This is a genomic window from Streptomyces tibetensis (genome assembly GCF_007655005.1).
GTDB lineage: Bacteria > Actinomycetota > Actinomycetes > Streptomycetales > Streptomycetaceae > Streptomyces > Streptomyces tibetensis.
The window spans coordinates 64,885-86,822 of the sequence record NZ_SZVW01000011.1; the positions used below are offsets into that span (position 1 = coordinate 64,885).

A 21,938-nucleotide genomic window follows, 5' to 3' on the forward strand; every position below is an offset into this window, starting at 1 on the left:
TCAGCCTTCCCTGCTGGTTGCGGAGTGGTCCAGGGCGGCGGCGAGCCGCGCGACGGTGGGGTGGCGCAGGGCCGTGGCCAGGTCGAGGGCGAGGCCGGCGCGGCGGGCGGCGACCAGCAGCGGTGGCACGAGCAGCGAGTCGCCGCCCAGTTCGCGGAAGTCGTCGTCGACGCCGACCCGTTCGAGGCCGAGCACCTCGGCCCAGACCGCGGCGAGCCGCCGTTCGGTGGCGGTGCGCGGTGCCGCGTACGGTGCCGCGCCCGCGCCGGTCGCCTCGCGGGCCACGACGGCGGCCCGGTCGCGTTTGCCGTGCGGGGTGAGCGGCAGGGCGGTGACCACTTCGACGGTGGCCGGGACGAGCGCGGCGGGCAGGAGGGTGCGCAGCCGGTCCCGGAGCGCGGCGACCTCGATGGTGCGGCCCTCGGCGGGCACCACCCAGGCGGCGAGCCGCTTCCCGCCGTCGGCGGCCGGGACGGCCGTGACCAGCGCTTCTTGTACGGCCGGGTCGGCGGTGAGGGCGGCCTCGGCCTCGCCGGGCTCCACCCGGTGGCCGCGGATCTTGACCTGGCCATCGGTGCGGCCCGCGAACTCCAGGAGCCCGCCCGGCAGTCGCCGGGCCAGGTCGCCGGTGCGGTAGAGGCGGCTGCCGGGCAATCCGTACGGGTCGGGACGGAAGGCGAGCGCGGTCAGGTCGGGACGGCCGCCGTAGCCGCGGGCGAGTCCGTCGCCGCCGAGGAACACCTCACCGGTGACGCCGTCGGGCACGGGCCGCAGCTCCGCGTCGAGGACGCGGACCAGGACGCCGGGCAGCGGGGCACCGAGCGGGACCAGGGCCCGCGTGGACCGGGCGCGGACGGGGCCGTAGGTGGCGGCGACGGTGGCCTCGGTGGGCCCGTACTCGGCGCCGAGGGCCATGCCCCCGCCGCCGGCGCGGATCCGGGCGGCGACCCGGTCGGCCTGCGCGGTGGGGTAGGCGTCCCCGGCGCAGACCGCGAGCCCGGCCAGCCCGGCCAGTTCCCGGTCGGTCAGCTGGTGTTCCAGCAACGCCAGATGGCCCGGTGTCAGGCCGAGGAACGCGTACGGCGCGCCGCGCAGCAGCAGCTGTCCGAACTCGGCCGTGCCGTACCTCTGCGGCAGCACCCGTACCGGCTGCCCGGTCATCAGCGGCGCGTACAGTGCGGGCATCCCGAGGTCGAAGCCGGCCGGGGTGAACCAGGGCGCTCCGCCACGGCCCGCCTCGGTGTACTGCCGTACGGCCCAGTCGAGGTAGTGCGCGAGGGCCCGGTGGGAGACCTCGACGGCCTTGGGGGTGCCGGTGGAGCCGGAGGTGTGCAGGACGTAGGCGAGCCGGTCCGCATCGTGCCGCAGGCCGAGCGGCGAGCCGTCGCCCTCGTGGGCGGCGTCGTCGGCGAGCAGCACGGCTGCGGCGGGCAGCCGGGAGAGGTACGAGCGCTGGGTGACGGCGATCCGCGGCGCGGTCCCGGCGAGCCGGGCGTCCGGCGCACAGGGGTCGAGGGGCACCTGCACGGCGCCCGCCTTCCACACGCCGAGCAGGGCGGCGACAAGGTCCGGGCCTCGGTCGAGCAGCACCGCCACCCGAGTCTCGGCGCCGGCGCCGAGGGCGCGCAGGCGGCGGGCGATCCGGTTGGCGCGGGCGTCGAGCTCGCCGTAGGAGAGGCGGAAGTCCTCTCCGTGCAGGGCGGTGGCCGCCGGGGTGCGGGCGGCCTGCGCCTCGAAGGCGCCGAGGACGTCGGCGGGGATCTCGGGGTGGGGCAGGGCGGGCGCCTTGAGGCGGGCTCTTTCGTAACGGTCGGGGAAGGCGCCGGTGCTGTCGCCGTCGGCGCCCGCGCGGGCCATCTCGGTGAGCACCGCGCGGTACAGCCCGGCCAGCCGGTCGGCGGCGGACCGGGAGAGGGTGCGGGTGCGGGAGGCGAGGGAGAGGTGGCCGCGGACGGGAGTGCCGACGACGACCGGGAACTCGTTGGGGCTGTCGTCGCGGCTGGCCATGATGTCGATGAGCTCGGTGTCGACCTGGTGGAAGTCCAGGTAGTGGAAGAGCACGTCGATCAGATGGGCCTCGCCGCCGGGCACGCGCATCGCGGGCATCGGGTAGCGGCGGTGCGGCCACAGCGCGACCTCGTGCGCGAAGACCTGCCGGGCCAGTTCGCCCCAGGTGCGGGCGGTCCGCTCGTAGGGGAAGGGCACCGAGTTGAGGTACATGCCGGAGACCGTCTCGGCGCCGGCCTCCTCGGGCCGGGCGTCGGCGACCATGCCGCCGCGGAAGGCGGCGGAGCGGGTCAGCAGCGACAGCACCTTGCTGTGCGCGGCGTGCAGCACGCTCTTGTACGGCACCTCGGCGGCGGTCGCCAGGGCGCGCAGGCCCGGTTCCAGGTCCGTCAGGGGCAGGTCGATGCGGTAGCGCTCGTCGGGTCCCGCGGGGTCGCCCGCCCAGCCGGGCGGCACGGTGAACTTGTCGTGTCCCTCGACGATCCCGCGCCAGAACTCCTGGTCGGCCGGGTCCTCGAGGGCGCGCAGCTCACCGGCGATGAAGTCGGCGTAGCGGACGGCGGGCGCGGGCGGCGCGGGGGCGGGCTCGCCGCCGGTGCGCAGGGCACGGTAGGCGCGGAGCATCTCCATCAGCTGGGAGTGGTAGCTCCAGCCCTCGATGACGGGGTGGCACTCGGTGATCGACAGCCACCAGCTCTCGTCGTCCAGGAGGTGCACGGCCATCCGCATCAGCGGTGCCCGGGTCAGGTCGAACAGCTCGGCCCGGTCCCGGTCGGCGAAGTCCCACAGCGCCTGCTGCCGGGCGTCCTCGGGGAGGTGGCGCAGGTCCTCGTGGACGACGGGCATGCGGGCGGCGGCGTGCACCAGCTGGAGCGGCTGGGAGTACCCGGCCAGGGCGAAGGAGGTGCGCATCACCTCGTGCCGCTCGACGATCAGGTCGGCGGCCCGCTGGAACGCGGCCGGGTCGAAGGGGAGTTCGTCGCGGATCCGGAAGGAGGTGATGTTGTGGTAGCGGTTCTCGCCGCTGCCGCCGTGCATCTCGACGAGCATCCCGGCCTGGATGCGGGAGACCGGGTAGGCGTCGGTGACGTCGGCGGGCAGTTCCGCCCGGTCGGCGGCGTCGATCAGCGCGAACCGTGCGACGGTGCGGGGCACGTCGGCGGCCGGGGCGCCGGTGCGGGCGACGGCCGTTGCGAGGCGTTCGACGGTCCGGTGCTCGAAGACGTCCCGGACGCTGGTCTCCCAGCCGTCCGCGCGCAGCGCCCCGACCAGTGCGACCGCGCGCAGCGAGTCGCCGCCCAGGTCGAAGAAGTTGTCGCGCACCCCGACGGTGTCCAGGCCGAGTACCCGCGCCCATACGGCGGCCATGGCCCGCTCGGCGTCGGTGCGGGCCTCGACGTGCGCGCCGACGGCCGTGGCGGCGCGGCCGGGCGCGGGCAGCGCACGCCGGTCGAGCTTGCCGTTGCCGGTCAGCGGCAGCGAGTCCAGGGTGAGGTAGGCGGAGGGCAGCATGTACGGCGGCAGCGACGCGCCGAGGTGTGCGCGCAGGCCGGCCGGGCCGAGGTCGTCGGCGCCGGTGCCGGGGGCCGGTACGAGGTAGGTGACGAGCTGCTGGTCGCCGGGGGTGTCCTCGCGGACGATCGCGACGGCCTCGGCGACGGCCGGGTGCGCGGTGAGCGCGGTCTCGATCTCCCCCAACTCGATCCGGTAGCCGCGCAGTTTGACCTGGTGGTCGACGCGGGCGAGGAAGTCGAGGTTCCCGTCGGGCAGCACCCGGGCCAGGTCGCCGGAGCGGTAGAGGCGGCTGCCGGGCGGGCCGTAGGGGTCGGGCACGAACCGCTCGGCGGTCAGGTCGGGCCGGCCGGCGTAGCCGCGTGCCAGTCCGGTGCCGCCGATCCACACCTCGCCGGGGACGCCGGTGGGAAGCGGGCGCAGCCGGTCGTCCAGGACGTACATCGTGGTGTGCGGGACGGCCCGGCCGATGGGCACCAGCTCGGTGGCGACCGGCCCTTCGAGGAAGTAGGCGGAGTTGCCGACGGTGATCTCGGTGGGCCCGTACTCGGCGGCCAGCCGGGTGCCGCCCTCTCCCGCCGCCGTCGCCCACCGTTCGGCGAGCCGGGCGGTGAAGGAGTCACCGGCGGCGATGACGAGTCCGGCCAGCCCGCGCACCTGCTCCGGGCTCAACTGCTCCACCAGCAGGTTGAGATGGCCCGGGGTGAGCTTGATGAAGGCGTACGGTCCGCCTGCCGCGAGCAGGTCGCCGAGGTCGGCGGTGTCGAGGTCCTGCGGCAGCAGATGCACCGGCTGCCCGGTCATCAGCGGCGTGTACAGATCGGGCACGCCCAGGTCGAAGGCGATGGAGGAGAACAGCGGCGCTCCCCCGGTGCCCGCGCTCGCGTACGCCCGGACCGTCCAGCCCAGGTAGTTGGCGAGGCCGCGGTGGCTGATCAGGACGCCCTTGGGGCGCCCGGTGGAGCCGGAGGTGTAGATGACGTAGGCGAGCCGGTCCAGGTCGTGGACGGCGGGCAGCTCGGCGTCGGCCGTCTCCAGCGCGGCCCGCTCGGCCGGGTCGTCGACGACGACCGCGCGGACGCCGGTCAGGCGGCCGGTGTACCGGGTCTCGGTGACGGCCAGGGCGGTCGCGGTCTCGGCCAGCATGTGGGCGACACGGTCGTCCGGGTGGGCCGGGTCGACCGGGAGGTAGGCGGCGCCCGCCCGCCAGATGCCCAGCAGCGCGGCGACCAGGTCGGGGCCGCGGTCCAGGAGGACGGCGACGACGGCCTCGGGACCGGCGCCCAGCTCGGTGAGACGGCGGGCGAACCGGTCGGCTCGGGCGTCGAGTTCGGCGTAGCTGACGGTGCTGCCGGCGTGCCGTAGCGCGGGCGCGTGCGGGGTGGCCGCCATCTGCGCGGCGATCGTCTCGAAGACGGGGCGCAGGGCCCCGAGTTCGAGCGGGCGGTCGGTGCCCACGGGGGTGGCCGGGCCGTCGAGCAGCAGGGCGCGCTCGGCGGCGTCCAGGACGTCGAGGTCGGCGACCGGGGTGCCGGGGGCCCGGGCGATCGCCGCGAGCAGGGTCCGGTAGTGGCGGGTGATCCGCTCGGCGGTGGCCGCGTCGAAGAGCGCGGTGGCGTACTCCAGGCTGCCGTGGAGGGTGCCGTCGGGCCGTTCGGTCAGGTGCAGGGTGAGGTCGAAGCGGGAGACGCGGCTCTCGGCCGGTACGGGCGCGACGGTGACGCCGGGCAGCTCGGGGCCCTCGGGGCCGCCCTCGCCGGAGACGAGGTCGAACATGACCTGGAAGACGGGCGTGGTGGACAGGTCCCGCTCCGGCTCCACCTCGTCGGCGATCCGGTCGAAGGGGGTGCCCTGGTGGTCGAAGGCGGCCAGTACGGCCGTGCGGCTGTCGGCGAGGAAGCGGCGGAAGGACGTCCCGGGCCGCCAGGCGGCGCGCAGCGCCAGGGTGTTGTAGGCGTAGCCGGCCATCCGGCGCAGCTCGGGCCGGGTACGGCCGGAGGAGGCGGTGCCGACGCACACGTCGGTGGTGCCGGCGTAGCGGCCGAGCAGCAGCTGCCAGGCACCGAGCAGGACCATGAAGGCGGTGGCGCCCTCGTCCCGGGCGAGTGCGCGCAGGCTCTCCGCGACCGGCGCGGGCACCTCGAAGCGCGTCATGGCGCCGCTGCCGTCGCGGACGGCGGGCCGGGGCCGGTCGGTGGGCAGCCCGAGCGGGGCCAGTCCGGCCAGCCGCTCCCGCCACCAGGCAAGGCCGGCGGCCGCGGCCGGTGAGCCGTCCCGCTCGGTGAGCCACGCCGCGTAGTCGGCGTACTGGAGGGCCGGCTCGGGCAGTGCGCCCGCCGGGTCGCGGCCCTCGACGGCGGCCGTGTGCAGGGCCGAGAGCTCGGACAGCAGCAGCGGTCGGGTCATCGCGTCGCAGGCGATGTGGTGCACCACCGCCACCAGCACGTGGTCGTCCGCGGCGAGCCGCAGCAGCCGTACGCGCAGCGGCTGTTCGGTGGCGAGGTCGATGGGCCGGGCGGCCTGTTCCTCCGCGAACGCGACAGCGCGGCTGTCGGCGTCACCGTCGCAGTCGCCGCCCTCGACGACGGCGAAGTCCGCCGGGCCTGCCGGGTCGATCACCTGGCGGGGTTCGGTGCCGTCGAGGACGTACCGGGTGCGCAGGATCTCGTGGCGGGCGGCCAGCGTGTCGAAGGCGCGGTGCAGGGCGCCGGTGTCGAGGGCGCCGCGCAGCCGGTACACCATCGGCAGGAGGTACTCGGGGCTGTCCGGGTCGAGCTGGTGCAGGAACCACAGGCTGCGCTGTCCGGCGGTCAGGACGAGGGGTTTCGAGCGGTCGGCGCGGGGGATTTCGGCCGGGACCGCGCGGCGGCCTCCGGCGCGGGCGGCCAGCCGGCGGCGCAGCAGGTCGGCCGCCAGCTCTTCCCGGTTCGGTGCGGTGGGTGCGGTCACGGCTGGTACTCCCGGTGGGCGAGGGCCAGTTCGGCCTCGGTGAGCGATTCGATCTCGGCGCGCACGGCCTCTTCCACAGCGGTGGCGAGGCCCCGCACGGTGGGCCGCTCGAAGACGGCGCTCAGCGGCAGCTCGACGTCGAACTCCTCCTGGACGCGGGCGATCACCCGGGTCGCGCGCACCGAGTTGCCGCCGATGCGGAAGAAGCCCTGACGGGCCCCGACCGGCCGGGCGGCGCCGTCGCCGAACAGCACCTCGGACCAGATCGCGGCGAGGGCCTCCTCGACCGGTCCCTCGGGCGCGCTGTACGGCTCGTCGGCGAGCGCGGCGGCCAGGTCGGGCACGGGCAGCGCGGCGGTGTCGACCTTGTTGTGCCGGGTCAGCGGCAGCCGTTCCAGGCCCACCAGCAAGGCGGGCAGCATGTAGTCGGGCAGCCGGCGGGCGCAGTGGTCGAGCAGTTCCGCGTCGGTGGCCGGCCCGGCGTCCGAGGCGGGCGTCCAGTAGCCGACCAGGGCCGCCTCGGGCCCGGAGCCGTGCACGGTGACGTAGGCCTGGGCGACGGCCGGGTGCTCGACGAGGACGCCCTGCACCTCGCCGGTCTCCACCCTGCGACCGCGGATCTTGACCTGGCCGTCGGCGCGGCCCGCGAACTCCAGGGTGCCGTCGGGCCGCATCCGGGCCCGGTCGCCGGTGCGGTACAGCCGCGCCCCGGCGGGGCCGTACGGGTCGGGCACGAAGGCGGCGGCGGTCAGGCCGGGGCGGCCGTGGTAGCCGCGGGCGAGTCCGTCACCGCCGACGCACAGCTCGCCGGTGACGCCGTACGGCACGGGCTGGAGACGGTCGTCGAGGACGTACGCCGTCACGTGCGGGTAGGGGCGGCCGACGGGCACGCCGCTGGCGGCGTCGTCGGCGTCCCAGCGGGTGGCGGCGATGGTGGTCTCGGTCAGCCCGTACTCGTTGATGAACCGCATCAGGCGGCGCGAGAGTTCGCGGGCCAGCGCGGGCGGGCAGGGTTCGCCGCCGGTCTGGCCGACGATGGGACGACGGCCGAGCCCCGCGTCCAGCAGCAGCTGCCAGTGCGTCGGGGCCACCTGGAGGTGGCTGACCTCCTGTTCGTCGATCAGCCGCAGCTGGGCCGCGTGGTCGCGTTGCTCCTGTTCCCGGGCGAGCACCACCCGGCCACCGGCCACCAGCGGCATGAACAGCTCGGTGCAGGAGATGTCGAAGGTGACCTGGGCCAGCGCCAGCCAGGCGTCGTCCGGGCCCTGGCCGAAGTCCAGATGGGCCTGGGAGGCGCGCAGCATGGTCAGCAGCGAGCCGTGCTCGACGGCGACTCCCTTGGGCCGCCCGGTGGAGCCCGAGGTGTACATGAGGTAGGCCAGGCGGGAAGGGTCGTCGGCGACCGCCGGGACGGGCGGTGCCGGCCGCGTACGGGCGGCGGTCTGCGGGGTCTCCGCGACCGTGCCCACGTCCAGTACCCGGCCTTCGAAGCGGCCCGCGAACCGGGCGGCGTGGGTGCCGTCGGTGACCAGGACCGACGCAGCGGCGTCCGTCAGGACGTGCGCGGTGCGCTCGTCCGGGGCGGCCGGGTCCAGCGGCACGTACGCGGCGCCCGCCCGCCAGGCGCCGAGGAACGCGGCGACCAGATCGGGGGTGCGGCCGAGCAGGACGGCGACCACCGAACCCTCGCCGGCGCCCGCGGCGCGCAGCCGGGTGGCGAACGCCTCGGCCCGGCGCTCCAGCCGCTCGTAGGTCCACCTCTCGCCGCCGCACACGACCGCGGTGTCCTGCGGCGCGCGCCGGGCCGCCGCGGCGATGGCCGCGTCGACGGTCTGCTCGGGTCCGGTGACCGTGCCGGGCTCCGGCCGGCCGGGCCCGCGGGCGAGCAGCTCGGCGCGCAGCGGCGGGGGCAGCAGGTCGACGTCGGCCAGCCGGCGGTCCGGGTCGGCGGTGACCGACTCCAGCAGCCGGATCCAGCAGTCCGCCAGCCGCTCGACGGTGGCCGCGTCGAACAGGGCGGTGGCGTACTCGGCGAGGCCGAGCAGCGAGCCGTCGGGGCGGCGCTGGAGCACGAAGGTGAGGTCGGTGCGGGCGGTGCGCCAGGCCCCACGGAAGGCGTCCACGTCACCGGCGTCGACCGCGGTGCCGGTGCGGCCCTCCTCGTGGATGTCGAACATCACCTGGTAGAGCGGGGTGCGGGCCGGGTCGCGGGTGTCGTCCAGCTCGGCCACCAGCCGGTCGAACGGCAGCTCCTGGTGAGCGAAGGCCGTACGGGCGGTGTCGCGGACCCGGACCAGCGCCTCCCTGAACGGTGTATCGGCAGGCGCGTCGCAGCGCAGCACCAGCGTGTTGAGGAAGTAGCCCGCCACCTCGGCGACCTCGTCGCCGTGCCGTCCGGCGACCGGCACGCCGACCGGCACGTCCCAGTTGCCGCTGAACCGGGCCACCAGCGCGGCGAACGCGGTCAGCAGGGTCTGCTGCAGGGTGGCCCCGCGGCTGCGGCCGAGCGCGGCGACCTGCTCGGCGAGCGGGGCCGGCACGGTGAAGACGTGCGCGGCGCCGGCCGCGTCCCGGGTGGCCGGGCGGGGCCGGTCGGCGGGCAGGTCGACCGGCGTGATGCCGTCCAGGGCCTCCTTCCAGTGGGCGAGTTCGGACACCAGGAAGGTGTCGGTCAGCCGGGCGCGCCGGTGGACGGCGTGGTCGGCGTACTGGACGGGCAGGGCGGGCAGGTGCGCGTCGGTGTCGGTGTACAGGGCCTCGGCGAGCGCCTTGAGATCGCGCTCCAGGACGACGGAGGTCCAGCCGTCGCAGGCGATGTGGTGGATGCTCAGCAGCAGGGTCAGCATGCCCCGGCCGCGCACCGCGAGGGCCCGGCGCACCGGCCCCCGCACCAGGTCGAAGGGGACGGCGAACTCGGCCTCCACCAGCACGTTCAGCTCGTCGGCGGTGTCGGCGCGGGCGAAGCGGACGTCCCACTCGGCCGGCAGGTCGGCGAGTTGCACCGGCTCGGTGCCGCGCAGCAGGTAGCGGGTGCGCAGGATCTCGTGGCGGGCGGCGAGCGCGCTGAGCGCTCCGCGTACGACCGTGTCGTCGTACGCGGCGGGCAGGGTGAGGAAGACCGGCGCGTTCCACTCGGCGCTGCCGGGGCGCAGCCGGTCCAGCAGCCACATGCTCTGCTGGCCGGGCGACAGCGGCAGGCCGTGCGGGTCGCGGTCGACCGGGGTCACGGACCGCTGCGTCGTGGGTACGGCGGTGTCGTCCGCGGCCCGGCCGGCGGTGTCGTCCGCGGCCCGGCCGGCGGTGAGCAGCGCGGCCTGCTGCTCCACGGTGGTGGCGGTCAGCAGCGCGGTCGCCGGGATGTGCCGTCCGGCTGCGTGGGACAGGCCGGCCGCGAGCCGGTTGAGCATCAGCGAGGACCCGCCGAGCTGGAAGAAGTCGTGGTGAGCGCCGATCTCGGCGGCCGGGGTGCCGGTCAGCCGCGTCCACTCCTCGGCGACGACCCGCTCGGCCGGGGTACGGACCGGGATGTGCGCGGTCTCGGCGGCGGCGTCCGCCGGGTCGGGCAGCGCGGACCGGTCGATCTTGCCGTTGGGGGTGAGCGGGAACTCGGTGACCGGCACGTAGGCGGTCGGCACCAGCGGCTCGGGCAGCGAGTGGCGCAGGAAGGCGCGCAGTTCCTGCGGGCCGAGCGGCTCGCCGCGCGACTGCACCCAGGCGACCAGCCGGTGTCCTCCGCGGCCGTCGGGCACGCCGGCGGCGACGGCGGCCCGCACCCAGGGGTGGGCGGCCAGCGCGGCCTCGATCTCGCCGGGTTCGATCCGGACGCCGTTGACCTTGACCTGGTGGTCCAGGCGGCCCAGGTACTCCAGGACGCCGTCGGTCCGCCAGCGCGCCCGGTCGCCGGTGCGGTAGAGACGGGCGCCCGCCCGGTGCGGGTCGGGCACGAAGCGTTCGGCGCTCTGGTCGGGGCGGCCGAGGTAGCCGAGGGCGAGACCGACGCCGCCCGCGTGCAGTTCGCCGGGGACGCCCACGGGCACCGGGCGCCCGGCCTGGTCCAGGACGAGGACACGCATGTTGCCGATGGGCCGCCCGATCGGCACGGCGCCGGTGTCCTGCGCCGGGTCCCAGCGGTGCTCGGTGATGTCGACGGACGCCTCGGTGGGCCCGTAGGTGTTCCATATCTCCGCCCCGGGCACCCGGTCGTGCAGGGCACGGCACAGCTCGGCGTGGAGCGGCTCTCCGGCGCTGAAGAGCAGGCGCAGGGCGCCTGCGCCCTCCCAGCCGGGCTCCTCGACGAGGCGACGGTAGACGGACGGCACGCCCTGCAGGATCGTCACGCCGCCCTCGATGACGGCCCGCAGCAGGGCGGCCGGGTCGCGCTCGGCGCCCTCGGGGGCGAGCACCACGGCGCCGCCCGCGATCAGCGGGGAGAACAGTTCGAGGCCGGCGGCGTCGAAGCCGACGGTCGTCTTCAGCAGCATCCGGTCGCCCGCGCCCACCCGGTGCCGGTGCGCCAGCCAGCGCACCCGGTTGGCGATTCCGCCGTGCGGCACGAGCACGCCCTTGGGGCGGCCGGTGGAGCCGGAGGTGTGCAGGACGTAGGCGGGCTGGTCTGCGTCGGCGGCGAACTGCACTCCCTCGTGATGCAGTTCGCCGCCGGCGCTCTCGATGCCCTGGAGGTCCTGGGCGCCCTGGACAGCCTCGATGCCCTCGATGCCCTCGATGCCCTCGATGCCCTCGACGGTCAGCGTGCGGACGGTGCCGGGCAGGCCGTCCGCGGTGGCCCGCTCGGCGAGGACGACCGGGTTCCCGGTGTCCGCCAGGACCGCCGCCAGGCGGGCCGCCGGGTGCCGCGGGTCCAGCGGCACGTACGCGGCGCCCGCGAGCCAGACGCCGAGGAACGCGGCGACGAGCTCCGGGCCGCGGCCCAGGCACACCCCGACGAAGTCGCCGGGGCGCACCCCGGCCGACCGCAGGACGGCCGCGAACCGGTCGGCGAGCGCGGCCAGTTCGGCGTAGGTGACGGCGGTGCCGTCGGCGCGGACGACGGCGGCTGCTGCCGGGGTGCGGGCGGCCTGGGCGCGGAACAGCGGGAGTATCAGCAGATGGCCGGGGACGCGTCCCGACTTGGCAGGCTCGTTCACGATCTCTCCTCCATCGGGATCGGCGGTGCGGATCAGCTGCCGGCGCCGGCCTCGGCCATGCGGCGGCGCAGGCTCAGCGGGCGCATGTCGGTCCACAGGGCGTTGATGCGCTCCAGGCACTCCGCGCGGCTGCCCTCGGTTCCCTCGGCGTGCCAGCCGGCGGGCAGGGCGCGGTCGGCCCACCAGATCGAGTACTGCTCCTCGTCGTTGAGTACGACGCGGTACAGGCTTTCGTCGCTCATGTGTTCAGCCATGGGGGTGTCCCTTCTGCGCGGTGAGATGTGGCCCATGGTTGAACGCAGCGCTATCGGACGTTTATCGGCCACCTATACGCTCCGCTGAGCCACCGTGGACAGGGGCGAGCCCCCGGCGCCGAGGGGCGCCGGGGGCTCGTGGATGCCGGGGGCTCGTGGATGCCTGGGCTCGTCGCTGACGAGTGATCAGGCGGCGTTGCTGTGCAGGTTGTCGTTACGGTTCAGGTTGGCCTCGACGTCGTTGGCGAGGATCCACGCCATATCGGCGGCCTGGTTGTTGACGTTGCGGTTGTTGTTCGAGCCGTTGTTGCCGAGGTTGTTGGTCATGGAAGGGTTCCTCTTCTGTGTGGTGGTGGGCCGTCCGTCCCGGGAACCCAGCTGCACACGGGTCGTGTGCGGCCGGCGGGTCGCTTCATAGCGGCGGAGCGCGGCGGCGATGCCCGCGGCTCCCGATGCCTCCTCCTTGAGGCAGATCGCGAGGGCCACCCCGTCCTCGATGGCCTGGTTGGCTCCCTGACCGTGGTGCGGGAGCATCGGATGGGCCGCGTCGCCGAGCAGCGTGGTGCGGGCGGTGCTCCACCGCTCCAGCGGCGCCCGGTCGTACAGCGCCCAGCGGCGCACCTCCCGCGCCGTGCCGACGAGGGCCCGCACCTGCGGCGCCCATCCGGCCAGCGTCGCGTCGAGGTCGGCGGGCCCGGCCGTGCTCGTCCAGGACTCGTCCAGCCCCTCGGGCGCCGGGGCGACCACGACATAGGTGAACTGCCGTCCGCCGCGTACCGGGTAGAGCAGTACGCGCCCCGCGGGGCCCGCGAACATGTACATCAGCGCGGGGTCGAGGTCCGGCAGCGCGGCCGCGTCCACCAGACCCCGCAGCGCGCAGTTGCCGGAGTACACGGGCCGCTCGGGTCCGGCCAGCCGACGGCGGACCAGGGAGTGCACGCCGTCCGCGCCGATCAGCGCGGAGGCCCGGGTGACCGTTCCGCCCGCGAACCGGAGCGTGACGCCCTTGGCACCCTCCTCGTAGCCGGTCAGCTCGCGCCCGGTGTGCACACGCTCGGCGGGCAGCAGCGAGGCCAGCATCCGGTGCAGGTCGCCGCGGTGCACGGTCAGGTAGGGGGCCCCGAACCGCTCCTCCCAGGCGACGCCCATCTCCTGCCGCGCCACCGTGGAGCCGTCGTGGAAGGCGCGGACCTCCAGCGCCTCGGGCCGCACCGCGTTCCGGGCGAGCTGTCCGGCCAGCCCCATGCGGTTCAGCAGCCGGGTGCCGTTGGGGCCGAGGTGCATGCCGACGCCCTGTTCGCGCAGGGTGTCGCCCCGCTCGTAGACGTGGACGTCGATGCCGCGGCGGTGCAGGGCGGCGGCGGCGGTGAGTCCGCCGATGCCCGCGCCGATCACCGCGATCGTGGTGGTGGTCATCGGTGGTCCCATGCCTTCTCGAAGGAGTCGAAGGAATTGAAGGAGTTGAAGTCGTCGAAGGCGCCGGTCTCGCCGGAGCCGAGGGCGAGCACGGCGTCCAGGTCGGCGTCGGCGGCCAGTTCGACATCGGTGATCCGGGCGTCCGGGTCCCGTACGGCGGCCGTGAGCATCCGCTCGTAGCCGTCCGCGAACCGCTCGACGGTCGTCCGGTCCAGGACGTCGGTGTCGTAGGAGAAGACCGCGGTCACACCGTCGGGGGTCTGCTCGATGCGCAGCAGCAGGTCCAGCTGGCCCTCCTGCTGCGGCACGTCGATCAGGGCGATGTCGAGACCGGCGTACGGGATGGCACGGCCGACCGCCTGGCCCGGCGGCACATTGGGCACCGGCGGCTCCATGCGGTCCATGTGGACCAGGAACAGCGCGGCGCGGAACAGGGTGGCCTGCGGGAAGGCCAGGCCGCACGGGTAGCGCACGCCCAGCATGCCCCGCATGATCCGCTCGCCGGCCTGCGCGGCGGCGTCCCGGAAGGTGGCGCCGGGCCCGAACTCGGCCCGCACCGGGATGGTGTTGAGGAAGCAGCCGATCACGTCCCGCTGACCGCGGCCGGAGCGGCTGGAGGCGGGTACCCCGAGCAGGAAGTCGTCCTGCCCGGTCCAGCGGTGGGTAAGCGACTGGAACACGGCGAGCAGGTACGCGAAGGGGGTCACCCCCGCGGCGCCCGCCGCCCCGCCGATCCCGTCGGCGGCCTCGGGGGCGAGCCGCCGGACGACGGTGTCGCCGCGCAGCGAGCGCACCCTGGGGCGCGGCCGGTCCAGCGGCAGTTCGGCCGGGGCCGATCCGGCGACCGACTCCCGCCAGGCGGCGGCGGCCCGCAACCCGGCCTCGGAGGCGGTGTGGGCCAGCTCCGCCGCCGCGTGCTCGGTGTACGAGCTCTTCAGCGGGCGCCAGTCGGGGGCGGTGCCGGCGGCGTGGGCCGCATAGGCGACGAGGACGTCACGGACCAGCAGCCAGCGGGAGGTGAAGTCGCTGACGATGTGGTGGGCGGAGGTGACCAGCGCCCAGTCGTCGTCGGCGCGGCGCAGCAGCACCACGCGGAAGGTCCCCGACTCCAGCCGGAACGGCCGGGCCCCGGCCTCCTCGACGGCACGCAGCAGCCCGTCCTCGTCGATCCCGTCGAGGTCCCGCAGTTCGAGCCGTACGACGGGTGCGTCGGAGGCGATGCGGACCGGGCGTCCGCCGTGCTCGGCGAAGACGGAGCGCAGCAGTTCCTGGCGTTGGCCGACCGTGGTGACAGCGGCGTCCATGGCCGCGGGGTCGACCCGGCCGCTCAGCCGCAGCGGCATCACGATGTTGTAGGCGGCGCTGTCCGGGGCGATGCGGTACGCGGTCCACATCGCCTCCTGGATCGAGGTCAGCGGCAGGGCCTGCACGGAGGTGCTCATCCGCAGCCTCCCGCGTGGCTCAGGTCGGAGGCGGGGCCGCCGACGAGGGCGATGCCGGGCTCGGTGGGGTCGGGGTTCTGCGCGGCGGGCGCCGGGGCGTGCTCGGGGAAGGTCGCCGCGAAGTCGGCGACCCGGTCCAGGCCCCAGAAGGGCTCCGAGCCGTGGATGAAGTACGGCACCCCGAACACGCCGTCGCGGGACACGTCCACCAGGGCCTTGGCGCCCTGCGCCCGGATCTCCGGGTCGTCGGTGACGGCGCCCGCCTCTTCGGCGTCCAGGCCGATGGAGACGGCCAGTTCACGCACGGTGGCCGGGTCGCACAGGTCGCGGCCCTCCAGCCAGCGGGCCCGGCCCGCCCGCTCCACCCACGCCCGGCCCAGGCCCCGGCGCTCGGCGAGGAACCACGTCAGGTGCGCGGGCTCCCACCACGGGTCGGCGTCCACCGGCCAGGTCAGGGTGAGCCCGCGGGCCGCGGCGAGCCGGCGCACGTCCCGCAGGATGTAGAACTGCTTGGCCCTGGACATCGGGACGTAGGGGAACTCGGCACCCTCCTCGGCCAGCAGCTTCCGGCTGATCTCGTCGGGCTCCCAGAAGGGCCGCCACTCCAGCCGGTCGGGCAGGCCGGGGTGGTTCTCGCGCAGGTCGCGCAGCGCGAGGAAGTTGTAGGGGCTGCGCAGGTTGAAGTAGAAGCGCGGCGGCCGGGCGGCGCGTGGCATGGCTGACTCCCTTGGGCGGATGGGGTTCTCAGACGACCAGTCCGCCGTCGACGGCGAAGACCTGTCCGGTGATGTAGGCGGCGCGGTCGCCGGCCAGGAAGGACACCAGTTCCGCGACCTCCTGGGGTTCGCCGAAGCGGCCCAGCGGGATGCGGCGGGTCATCTCCTTGGCGTGCTTCTCGGAGAGGCCGCCGGTCATGTCGGTGCTGATGAAGCCCGGGGCGACGGCGTTGGCGCGGATGCCGGAGCGTCCGGCCTCCTTGGCGAAGGCCGCGGTGAAGCCGATGATCCCGGCCTTGGACGCGGAGTAGTTGGTCTGCGTGGCGTGCCCCGCCGCGGCGACCGAGGAGAGCGTGACGACGGTGCCGCGGCGGCGCTTGAGCATGGGGAAGGCGAGCGTGCGGACGACGTTGTAGGTGCCGTCGAGGTTGGTGCGCAGCACGGCGTCCCAGTCCTCGTCGGCCATCATCGCCAGGTGGCCGTCGCGGACGATCCCGGCCGCGGTGACCACCACGTCCACCGGCCCGAGCAGCTCCTCGGTCTCGGCCGCGAACGCGGCGACGGCGGCCCGGTCCGTCACGTCGACGCGGCGGGCGAGGGTGCGGGCGCCGTGCGCGGCGGCTGACTTGGCGGCGAGCGCGGCCGCCTCCTCGTTCGACTGGTAGCACAGCGCGACGTCATGACCGTCGCGGGCGAGGGTCTCCACGACGGCCCGCCCGATCCCGCGCGAACCGCCGGTGACCAGGGCGACCGGCCTCGGTGTGTCGGACATGTGACGTGCCTCTTTCCTGGGTGACGGAACGGGTGGCCGGGGGTGTCTCAGGCCAGCCGCAGCAGCAGCGCGCCGACGGTGCCGTCGCGGTCGGCAGCGGTGATCAGGGCGAGCCGGTCCACCAGGCTCGGTTCGCTCTCCGCCTCGGCCAGCGCGGCGGCGAGCTGGAAGGCGGCGGAGGCCGCGCCGGCGTCGCCGACCAGGGAGCGCACCGGGAGCCGGTTGCCGGTCAGCCCGTCGAGGGCGGACTCCTCCTGCTTGCCGAGCAGGCCGGGCGGGTTGCCGGGCACGATCAGTTCGACGTCGCCGGGGGCGGCGTCCGCGTCGGCCAGGACGTCGGCGACGCAGCGTTCCAGCGCCGCTCCGGCCCGGCCCTTGTCCTGGAAGGCACGGAAACGGGAGCCGAGGACCGAGGCGAGCACGGGCCGGCCTCCCTCCCGGGCGGCCGTCGCCTCCTCCAGGAGGAAGAGCGCGGCGCCCTCGCCGAGCGGCTGCGGTTCGCCGCCGTCGTGGTCGGCGACCCGTTCCAGCCGGGCCCGCTGAACGGAGAACTCCTCCGCCGCACCGGCCAGCAGCGCCGTGCCGTGTCCGCCCCGCAGCAGCCGGGAGGCGTACTGGAGGGCGAGCAGGGCGGTGGTGGCGCCGCCGGAGACGGTGACGTTGGGGCCCTTGAGGGTGTGCCGGATGGCACTGGCACCGGCGGGGCAGTTCATGACGGTGTTGGGAAAGCGCGCCGGGTCGACGAGGTAGGGCTTGTCGCCGGTGAGCGCGTCCCGGGTGAAATCCATGATCGACTGGACGCTGCCGGAGGTGCCGAGCACCAGGCCGGTGCGCTCGGGGTCGGCGGCGAGTCGAGTGCCGTACTCGTCGAGGAGCATGCCGACCGTGGTGGCTGCGATGCCGGTGACCCGGTCCATGGAACGGGTTCCCTTGCGGCCGAGGACGGCCCTGACGTCGAAGCCGGGGATCAGCCCGGCCTCCGGGTAGGGGACCGGCCAGGTGGCCGCGTCCACCGGCGCGACCGCCCGCAGCCCGGACCTGAGGCCCTGGGTGAAGCCCTGCCTGCCCAGTCCGTACGGCGAGGACACGGCCCAGCCGGATATCGCCAGCCGGGGCGCGGCAGCGTTCGCCTGGAGCGCCATGCTCGTCAACTCCTCTCAAGATTGCGGCCGCCGGCTCTCACGCCGCCTGCTCCCACTTGCCGAGCACCAGGACGGCGTTGTTGCCGCCGAAGGCGAGCCCGTTGTTCTGCACGACCCTCAGCTCCGCCTCGACCGCCTCGTTGGGCACGCAGTCGACCGCGCACTCGGGGTCGGTCGAGCGGTGATTGATCGTCGGGGGGATGAAGCCGTCCCGCAGTGCCAGCGCGCAGGCCGCGGAGGCGAGGGCGCTGGCGGCGCCCATGGTGTGGCCGATCATCGACTTGATGGAGACCGTGCGTGGCAGGGTGTCGCCGAACACCTGCCGGATCGCGCCGACCTCGGTCACGTCGTTGGCCCTGGTGCCCGTGCCGTGCGCGGAGATGAAGTCGACGTCCGTGGCCTCGATGCCGGCGTTGCGGTGCGCCGCGGTGATGCAGCGGGCGATGGAGTCCCGGTCCGGGGCGACCGGGTGGCTGGCGTCGCACGACAGGCCGTAGCCCAGCACCTCGGCGTAGATCCGGGCGCCGCGGGCGAGTGCGGACTCCAGCGACTCCATCAGCAGGATGCCGGAGCCCTCGCCGGTCAGGATGCCCTGCCGGTCGGCGTCGAAGGGGCGGCACACGTCGGGCGCGATGGTGCCGAGCCGGTAGAAGCCGGTGAAGGTCTTGCGGCACAGCGCGTCCGCGCCGCCGCACAGTGCCATCTCGACGTCTCCGGAGCTGATCGCGTCGTAGCCGTAGCCGACCGCGTAGTTGCCGGCCGCGCAGGCGGTGGGCACCGTGACGGTCTCCACGTCCTCCAGGCCGAGTTCGCGGACGATGCCGGCCGACAGCCGGCCGGGCCACACCCGGCGGGCCGCCACCTCGTCGAGGGCGTCCTCACCCTCGGCGACCTGGAGCGCGGTGAGGTGGTCCAGGTCGCGGGATTCGCCGTCGGTGGTGCCGACCGAGACCAGCGAGCGCACGTCGCGCACCTGCTGTGCGGTCAGGCCCGCGTCGGCGACCGCCATCCGGGCGGCGGCAACCGCGAACTGCGCGGCCCGGCCCAGGTCGTCCGGGGACTGGGCGGTCAGCCAGGCCGCCGGGTCGAAGTCGGTGATCTCGCAGGCGTTGGAGTGCGCGAAGCCGGTGGTGTCGAAGGCACCGATCGGTTTCGCGCCGCTGCGGCCGGCCCGCAGGCCGGCGGCGAACGCGTCGACACCGGTACCGATGCTCGTCACCACGCCGAGGCCGGTGACGACCACCCGGTGCCGGGCGCCACGCCCGCCGCGGCCCGGCGTCGCGGCCCCGCTCACTTGACCTGCGCCTCGGCGACCACGGCGTAGACGCCGGCGAGGTTGACCATCCGGCTGAGCTCGGACTGCGTCAGGGCGATGCCGAAGGTCCGCTCCAGGGAGGAGAGGATCTCGATGGTGCGCAGCGAGTCGGCGTCGTGCTCCTCCTTGAACAGGCTGACGTCGGTGACCTCGTCGAGTTCCAGCTCGAGGATGTCGCAGACGATGTCCTTGATCTCCGCCTTCTGCCCGTCGTCCAGGGCCGGGAGCTGAGTGGTCATGGGATGCCTCCGTGCATCGGTGTCGGCCCAGCGGGCCTCGGGTGGTGGTGTGGGGGATGCGTTCATGGTGGCGGGGCCCGCTATCGGTGCCCTATATCCGCCAACTCCTGTGAATCGGATACGAGTTGGTGCGGCAGGTCAGCGTCCTGCGACAGCTCGGCGACCTCGCCGAAGTGCCGGCGCACCCAGGTGTCGTCGTAGATCGTGTCGAGGTAGCGGTCTCCGCCGTCGGGCAGGATCAGCACGACGTTGGAACCGGGTTCGAGGCCCGGTGCGATGCGGTCCAGCGCGGAGACCACGGCTCCCGAGGAGCCGCCCGCGAGGATCGCCTCGCGCCGTACGAGCCGGCGGCACCCGACCACACAGTCCAGGTCGGTGACGTGGACGACGTGGTCGGCGTCCGAGGGCCGCAGCAGCTTGGGCCGGATCGACGCGCCGTGGCCCGGCACCAGCCGGGTGCAGCCGGGGCTCCGGCCGAAGAGCACGCTGCCGACGGCGTCCACCGCGTGCACGGTCGTCGTCAGGCCGCTCTGCCGGATGTACTCGGCGCAACCGCCCAGGGTGCCGCCGGTGCCGGCCGCCAGGATCAGGTGGTCGACCTTGCCGTCCAGCGCCTCGGCGATCTCGCGCATCGTGGTCAGGTGCGCCTGCCGGTTGAGCGGGTTGGCGTACTGGTCGGGCCAGTACGAGTCGGGTGTCGAGGCCAGCAGTTCGGCCACCCTGCGCAGCCGCATGGGCAGCAGCTCCCCGGTGACCGGGTCCGGGTCGGTGACGACCTCGACCCGGGCGCCGTAGGCACGCAGGATCGCGAGGTTCTGCTGGGTGGTGCGCGCGTCGACCACGCAGATGAAGCGCAGTCCGAAGTACGCACAGATCTGGGCGAGTCCGATCGCGAGATTTCCGGAACTGGACTCGATCACGGTGGACCGACCGGGCACGAGTTCCCCGGAGCGGATCCGGTTCAGCACCATCGAGAGCGCCGACCGGTCCTTGACGCTGCCGCCGGGGTTGAACCTCTCTGCCTTGGCGAACAGCCGTACCGGTAAGTCCGGTGCGAGCCGTTCCAGCTCGATGAGCGGAGTGTTCCCCACCACGGCGAGGATTCCCCGGAGTTCCGCAAGCGGCATGCCGGGAAGTCCGCCCGGTCCCTGGGCAACGGCCTTCCCGTCTTCGTACGGCATCTGATGCAGCCATCCTCTGCTGGGAGTTGCGGGCGGTTTTCGACGCCTACCGAGAATCGTCGAGCCGCCTATACCTCACCCATACGAACCTGCTCAAGCGGCAATTCCGGCCACCTATAGATGCCGCATAGCGAGTCAGCCGATTCTGGCGTGTAAATCCACTCGACAGTGTGAAAAGGCGCTGCACACAGCGGCGCACGGACGCACCCGACCGGAGAAATGAGCCTTCCTATGACCGACATCGGTACGAACGACACCGACTCGCGCATCCGCAAAGTCGTCATCCTCGGCGGTGGCACGGCCGGCTGGATGACCGCCGCCTATCTCGGCAAGGCGCTCCAGGGCACCGTCGACATCCAGGTGCTGGAGGCCCCGGCCATTCCCCGGATCGGCGTGGGCGAGGCCACCGTGCCGAATCTGCACCGCGTGCTCTTCGACTACCTCGGCATACCCGAGGAGGAGTGGATGCGCGAGTGCAACGCCAGCTTCAAGATGGCCGTGCGCTTCGTCAACTGGCGCACCCCGGGCCGCGGCGAGCCCGGGGCGCGCACCCTGGACGACGGCCGGCCCGACCACTTCTACCACCCGTTCGGCATCCTGCCCGACCACGACAACACACCGCTGTCCCACTACTGGTACAAGAACAGGCACGAGGGCCGCACCGACGAGCCGTTCGACTACGCCTGCTTCCGCGAGCCGCCGGTGATGGACGCCAACAAGTCGCCGAAGTGGCTCGACGGCACCGAGTCCACCCGGTACGCCTGGCACTTCGACGCCGCCCTGGTCGCCGACTTCCTGCGCCGCTTCGCCACCGACAAGCAGGGTGTGGAGCACGTCCAGGACGAGATGGTCCGGGTCGAGCAGGACGAGCGCGGCTACGTCACGGCCCTGCACACCAAGTCCGGCCGGGTGCTCGACGCCGACCTGTTCGTCGACTGCTCGGGCTTCCGCGGATTGCTGATCAACAAGGCGCTGGGCGAGCCGTTCGTCGACATGAGCGACCACCTGATGTGCGACAGCGCGGTGGCCACCGCCGTGCCGCACGACGACGAGGCGAACGGGGTCGAGCCGTACACCTCGGCCATCGCGATGTCCTCCGGCTGGGCCTGGAAGATTCCGATGCTGGGCCGTTTCGGGTCCGGTTACGTCTATTCCAGCAGGTTCACCTCGCAGGACGAGGCGACTGCGGAGTTCTGTGAGATGTGGGGACTCGACCCCGCGGAGACGCAGTTCAACCACGTCCGTTTCCGGGTCGGCCGCAACCGCCGCGCCTGGGTCAACAACGTGGTGAGCATCGGCCTTTCCTCGTGCTTCCTGGAGCCGTTGGAGTCGACCGGCATCTACTTCATCACCGCCGCGATCTACCAGCTCGCCAAGCACTTCCCCGACCGCACCTTCAACCCGGCCCTGGTGAACAGCTTCAACCAGGAGATCGAGATGATGTTCGACGACACCCGTGACTTCATCCAGGCGCATTTCTACTACGCGCCGCGCGACGACTCGCCGTTCTGGCGGGCCCAGAAAGAGCTGAAGCTGCCGGAGAACATCCAGCGGAAGATCGATGCCTACAAGGCGGGTCTCCCGGTCAATTCGCCGATCGCCGACGAGTCCACGTACTACGGGAACTTCGAGGCGGAGTTCCGCAACTTCTGGACCAACGGCAGCTATTACTGCATCTTCGCCGGCCTCGGTCTGGAGCCGGACACGCCGCTGCCCGCGCTCGCCCACAAGCCGGAGTCCGTCGCGGGCGCCCAGCCGCTGTTCGACAAGGTCAAGCAGGAGCAGCAGCACCTGCTTGACACGCTGCCCAGCGCCTACGACTACCTGCGCCGCCTGCACGGCAAGTAGT

12 protein-coding genes are annotated in these 21,938 nt (G+C 73.9%); 1 reads left to right on the top strand and 11 read right to left on the bottom strand.

Features of this window, described 5'->3' with window-relative positions:
- From FDO69_RS19585 to sbnA, 11 genes are all read right to left on the bottom strand, one after another.
- Positions 1-6,468 carry a non-ribosomal peptide synthetase gene (locus FDO69_RS19585; protein ID WP_104781148.1) on the bottom strand — a complete coding sequence of 2,156 codons (6,468 nt, stop codon included), beginning with the start codon at positions 6,466-6,468 and terminating at the stop codon, positions 1-3.
- Positions 6,465-11,612, bottom strand: coding sequence for a non-ribosomal peptide synthetase (locus FDO69_RS19590; RefSeq protein WP_104781149.1), 5,148 nt, complete (start codon positions 11,610-11,612; stop codon positions 6,465-6,467). Before FDO69_RS19590 ends, FDO69_RS19585 begins: the two co-directional genes overlap by 4 nt.
- A gap of 32 nt (positions 11,613-11,644) precedes the next feature.
- Complete coding sequence (locus FDO69_RS19595) at positions 11,645-11,854, bottom strand: MbtH family protein (protein WP_420878522.1); 210 nt, start codon at positions 11,852-11,854, stop codon at positions 11,645-11,647.
- Positions 11,855-12,052: 198 nt separating this feature from the next.
- A complete protein-coding gene (locus FDO69_RS19600; RefSeq protein WP_104781151.1) occupies positions 12,053-13,282 on the bottom strand; it encodes an FAD-dependent monooxygenase in 1,230 nt (409 codons plus the stop codon).
- Positions 13,279-14,724, bottom strand: a complete 1,446-nt coding sequence (locus FDO69_RS19605; protein WP_104781152.1) for a condensation domain-containing protein — start codon at positions 14,722-14,724, stop codon at positions 13,279-13,281. Before FDO69_RS19605 ends, FDO69_RS19600 begins: the two co-directional genes overlap by 4 nt.
- A complete protein-coding gene (locus FDO69_RS19610; RefSeq protein WP_104781153.1) occupies positions 14,721-15,440 on the bottom strand; it encodes a 2-hydroxychromene-2-carboxylate isomerase in 720 nt (239 codons plus the stop codon). Before FDO69_RS19610 ends, FDO69_RS19605 begins: the two co-directional genes overlap by 4 nt.
- Before the next feature lie 28 nt (positions 15,441-15,468).
- Entirely contained in the window at positions 15,469-16,212 is a 744-nt protein-coding gene (gene fabG, locus FDO69_RS19615; RefSeq protein ID WP_104781154.1) for a 3-oxoacyl-ACP reductase FabG, read from the bottom strand.
- A 47-nt stretch (positions 16,213-16,259) separates the two neighbouring features.
- Positions 16,260-17,354: a beta-ketoacyl synthase N-terminal-like domain-containing protein gene (locus FDO69_RS19620; protein WP_104781155.1), complete on the bottom strand. Its 1,095-nt coding sequence runs from the start codon at positions 17,352-17,354 to the stop codon at positions 16,260-16,262.
- 37 nt (positions 17,355-17,391) lie between these two features.
- Positions 17,392-18,648 carry a beta-ketoacyl-[acyl-carrier-protein] synthase family protein gene (locus tag FDO69_RS19625; RefSeq protein ID WP_104781156.1) on the bottom strand — a complete coding sequence of 419 codons (1,257 nt, stop codon included), beginning with the start codon at positions 18,646-18,648 and terminating at the stop codon, positions 17,392-17,394.
- Positions 18,645-18,908 carry an acyl carrier protein gene (locus tag FDO69_RS19630; protein WP_104781157.1) on the bottom strand — a complete coding sequence of 88 codons (264 nt, stop codon included), beginning with the start codon at positions 18,906-18,908 and terminating at the stop codon, positions 18,645-18,647. Before FDO69_RS19630 ends, FDO69_RS19625 begins: the two co-directional genes overlap by 4 nt.
- An 80-nt stretch (positions 18,909-18,988) precedes the next feature.
- Complete coding sequence (gene sbnA / locus FDO69_RS19635) at positions 18,989-20,035, bottom strand: 2,3-diaminopropionate biosynthesis protein SbnA (protein WP_104781333.1); 1,047 nt, start codon at positions 20,033-20,035, stop codon at positions 18,989-18,991.
- Positions 20,036-20,320: 285 nt separating this feature from the next.
- Here sbnA and FDO69_RS19640 point away from each other — a divergent pair, with 285 nt between their 5' ends.
- On the top strand, positions 20,321-21,937 hold the full coding sequence (locus FDO69_RS19640) for a tryptophan halogenase family protein (RefSeq protein WP_104781158.1): 1,617 nt from the start codon (positions 20,321-20,323) through the stop codon (positions 21,935-21,937).
- The last annotated feature ends 1 nt before the right edge of the window (position 21,938 follow it).

Coding starts and splice junctions, on each gene's coding strand:
- FDO69_RS19595 (WP_420878522.1), bottom strand. CDS start 11,854: ATGAGCGACGAAAGCCTGTACCGCGTCGTACTCAACGACGAGGAGCAG.
- FDO69_RS19600 (WP_104781151.1), bottom strand. CDS start 13,282: ATGACCACCACCACGATCGCGGTGATCGGCGCGGGCATCGGCGGACTC.
- FDO69_RS19605 (WP_104781152.1), bottom strand. CDS start 14,724: ATGAGCACCTCCGTGCAGGCCCTGCCGCTGACCTCGATCCAGGAGGCG.
- FDO69_RS19610 (WP_104781153.1), bottom strand. CDS start 15,440: ATGCCACGCGCCGCCCGGCCGCCGCGCTTCTACTTCAACCTGCGCAGC.
- fabG (WP_104781154.1), bottom strand. CDS start 16,212: ATGTCCGACACACCGAGGCCGGTCGCCCTGGTCACCGGCGGTTCGCGC.
- FDO69_RS19620 (WP_104781155.1), bottom strand. CDS start 17,354: ATGGCGCTCCAGGCGAACGCTGCCGCGCCCCGGCTGGCGATATCCGGC.
- FDO69_RS19630 (WP_104781157.1), bottom strand. CDS start 18,908: ATGACCACTCAGCTCCCGGCCCTGGACGACGGGCAGAAGGCGGAGATC.
- sbnA (WP_104781333.1), bottom strand. CDS start 20,035: ATGCCGCTTGCGGAACTCCGGGGAATCCTCGCCGTGGTGGGGAACACT.
- FDO69_RS19640 (WP_104781158.1), top strand. CDS start 20,321: ATGACCGACATCGGTACGAACGACACCGACTCGCGCATCCGCAAAGTC.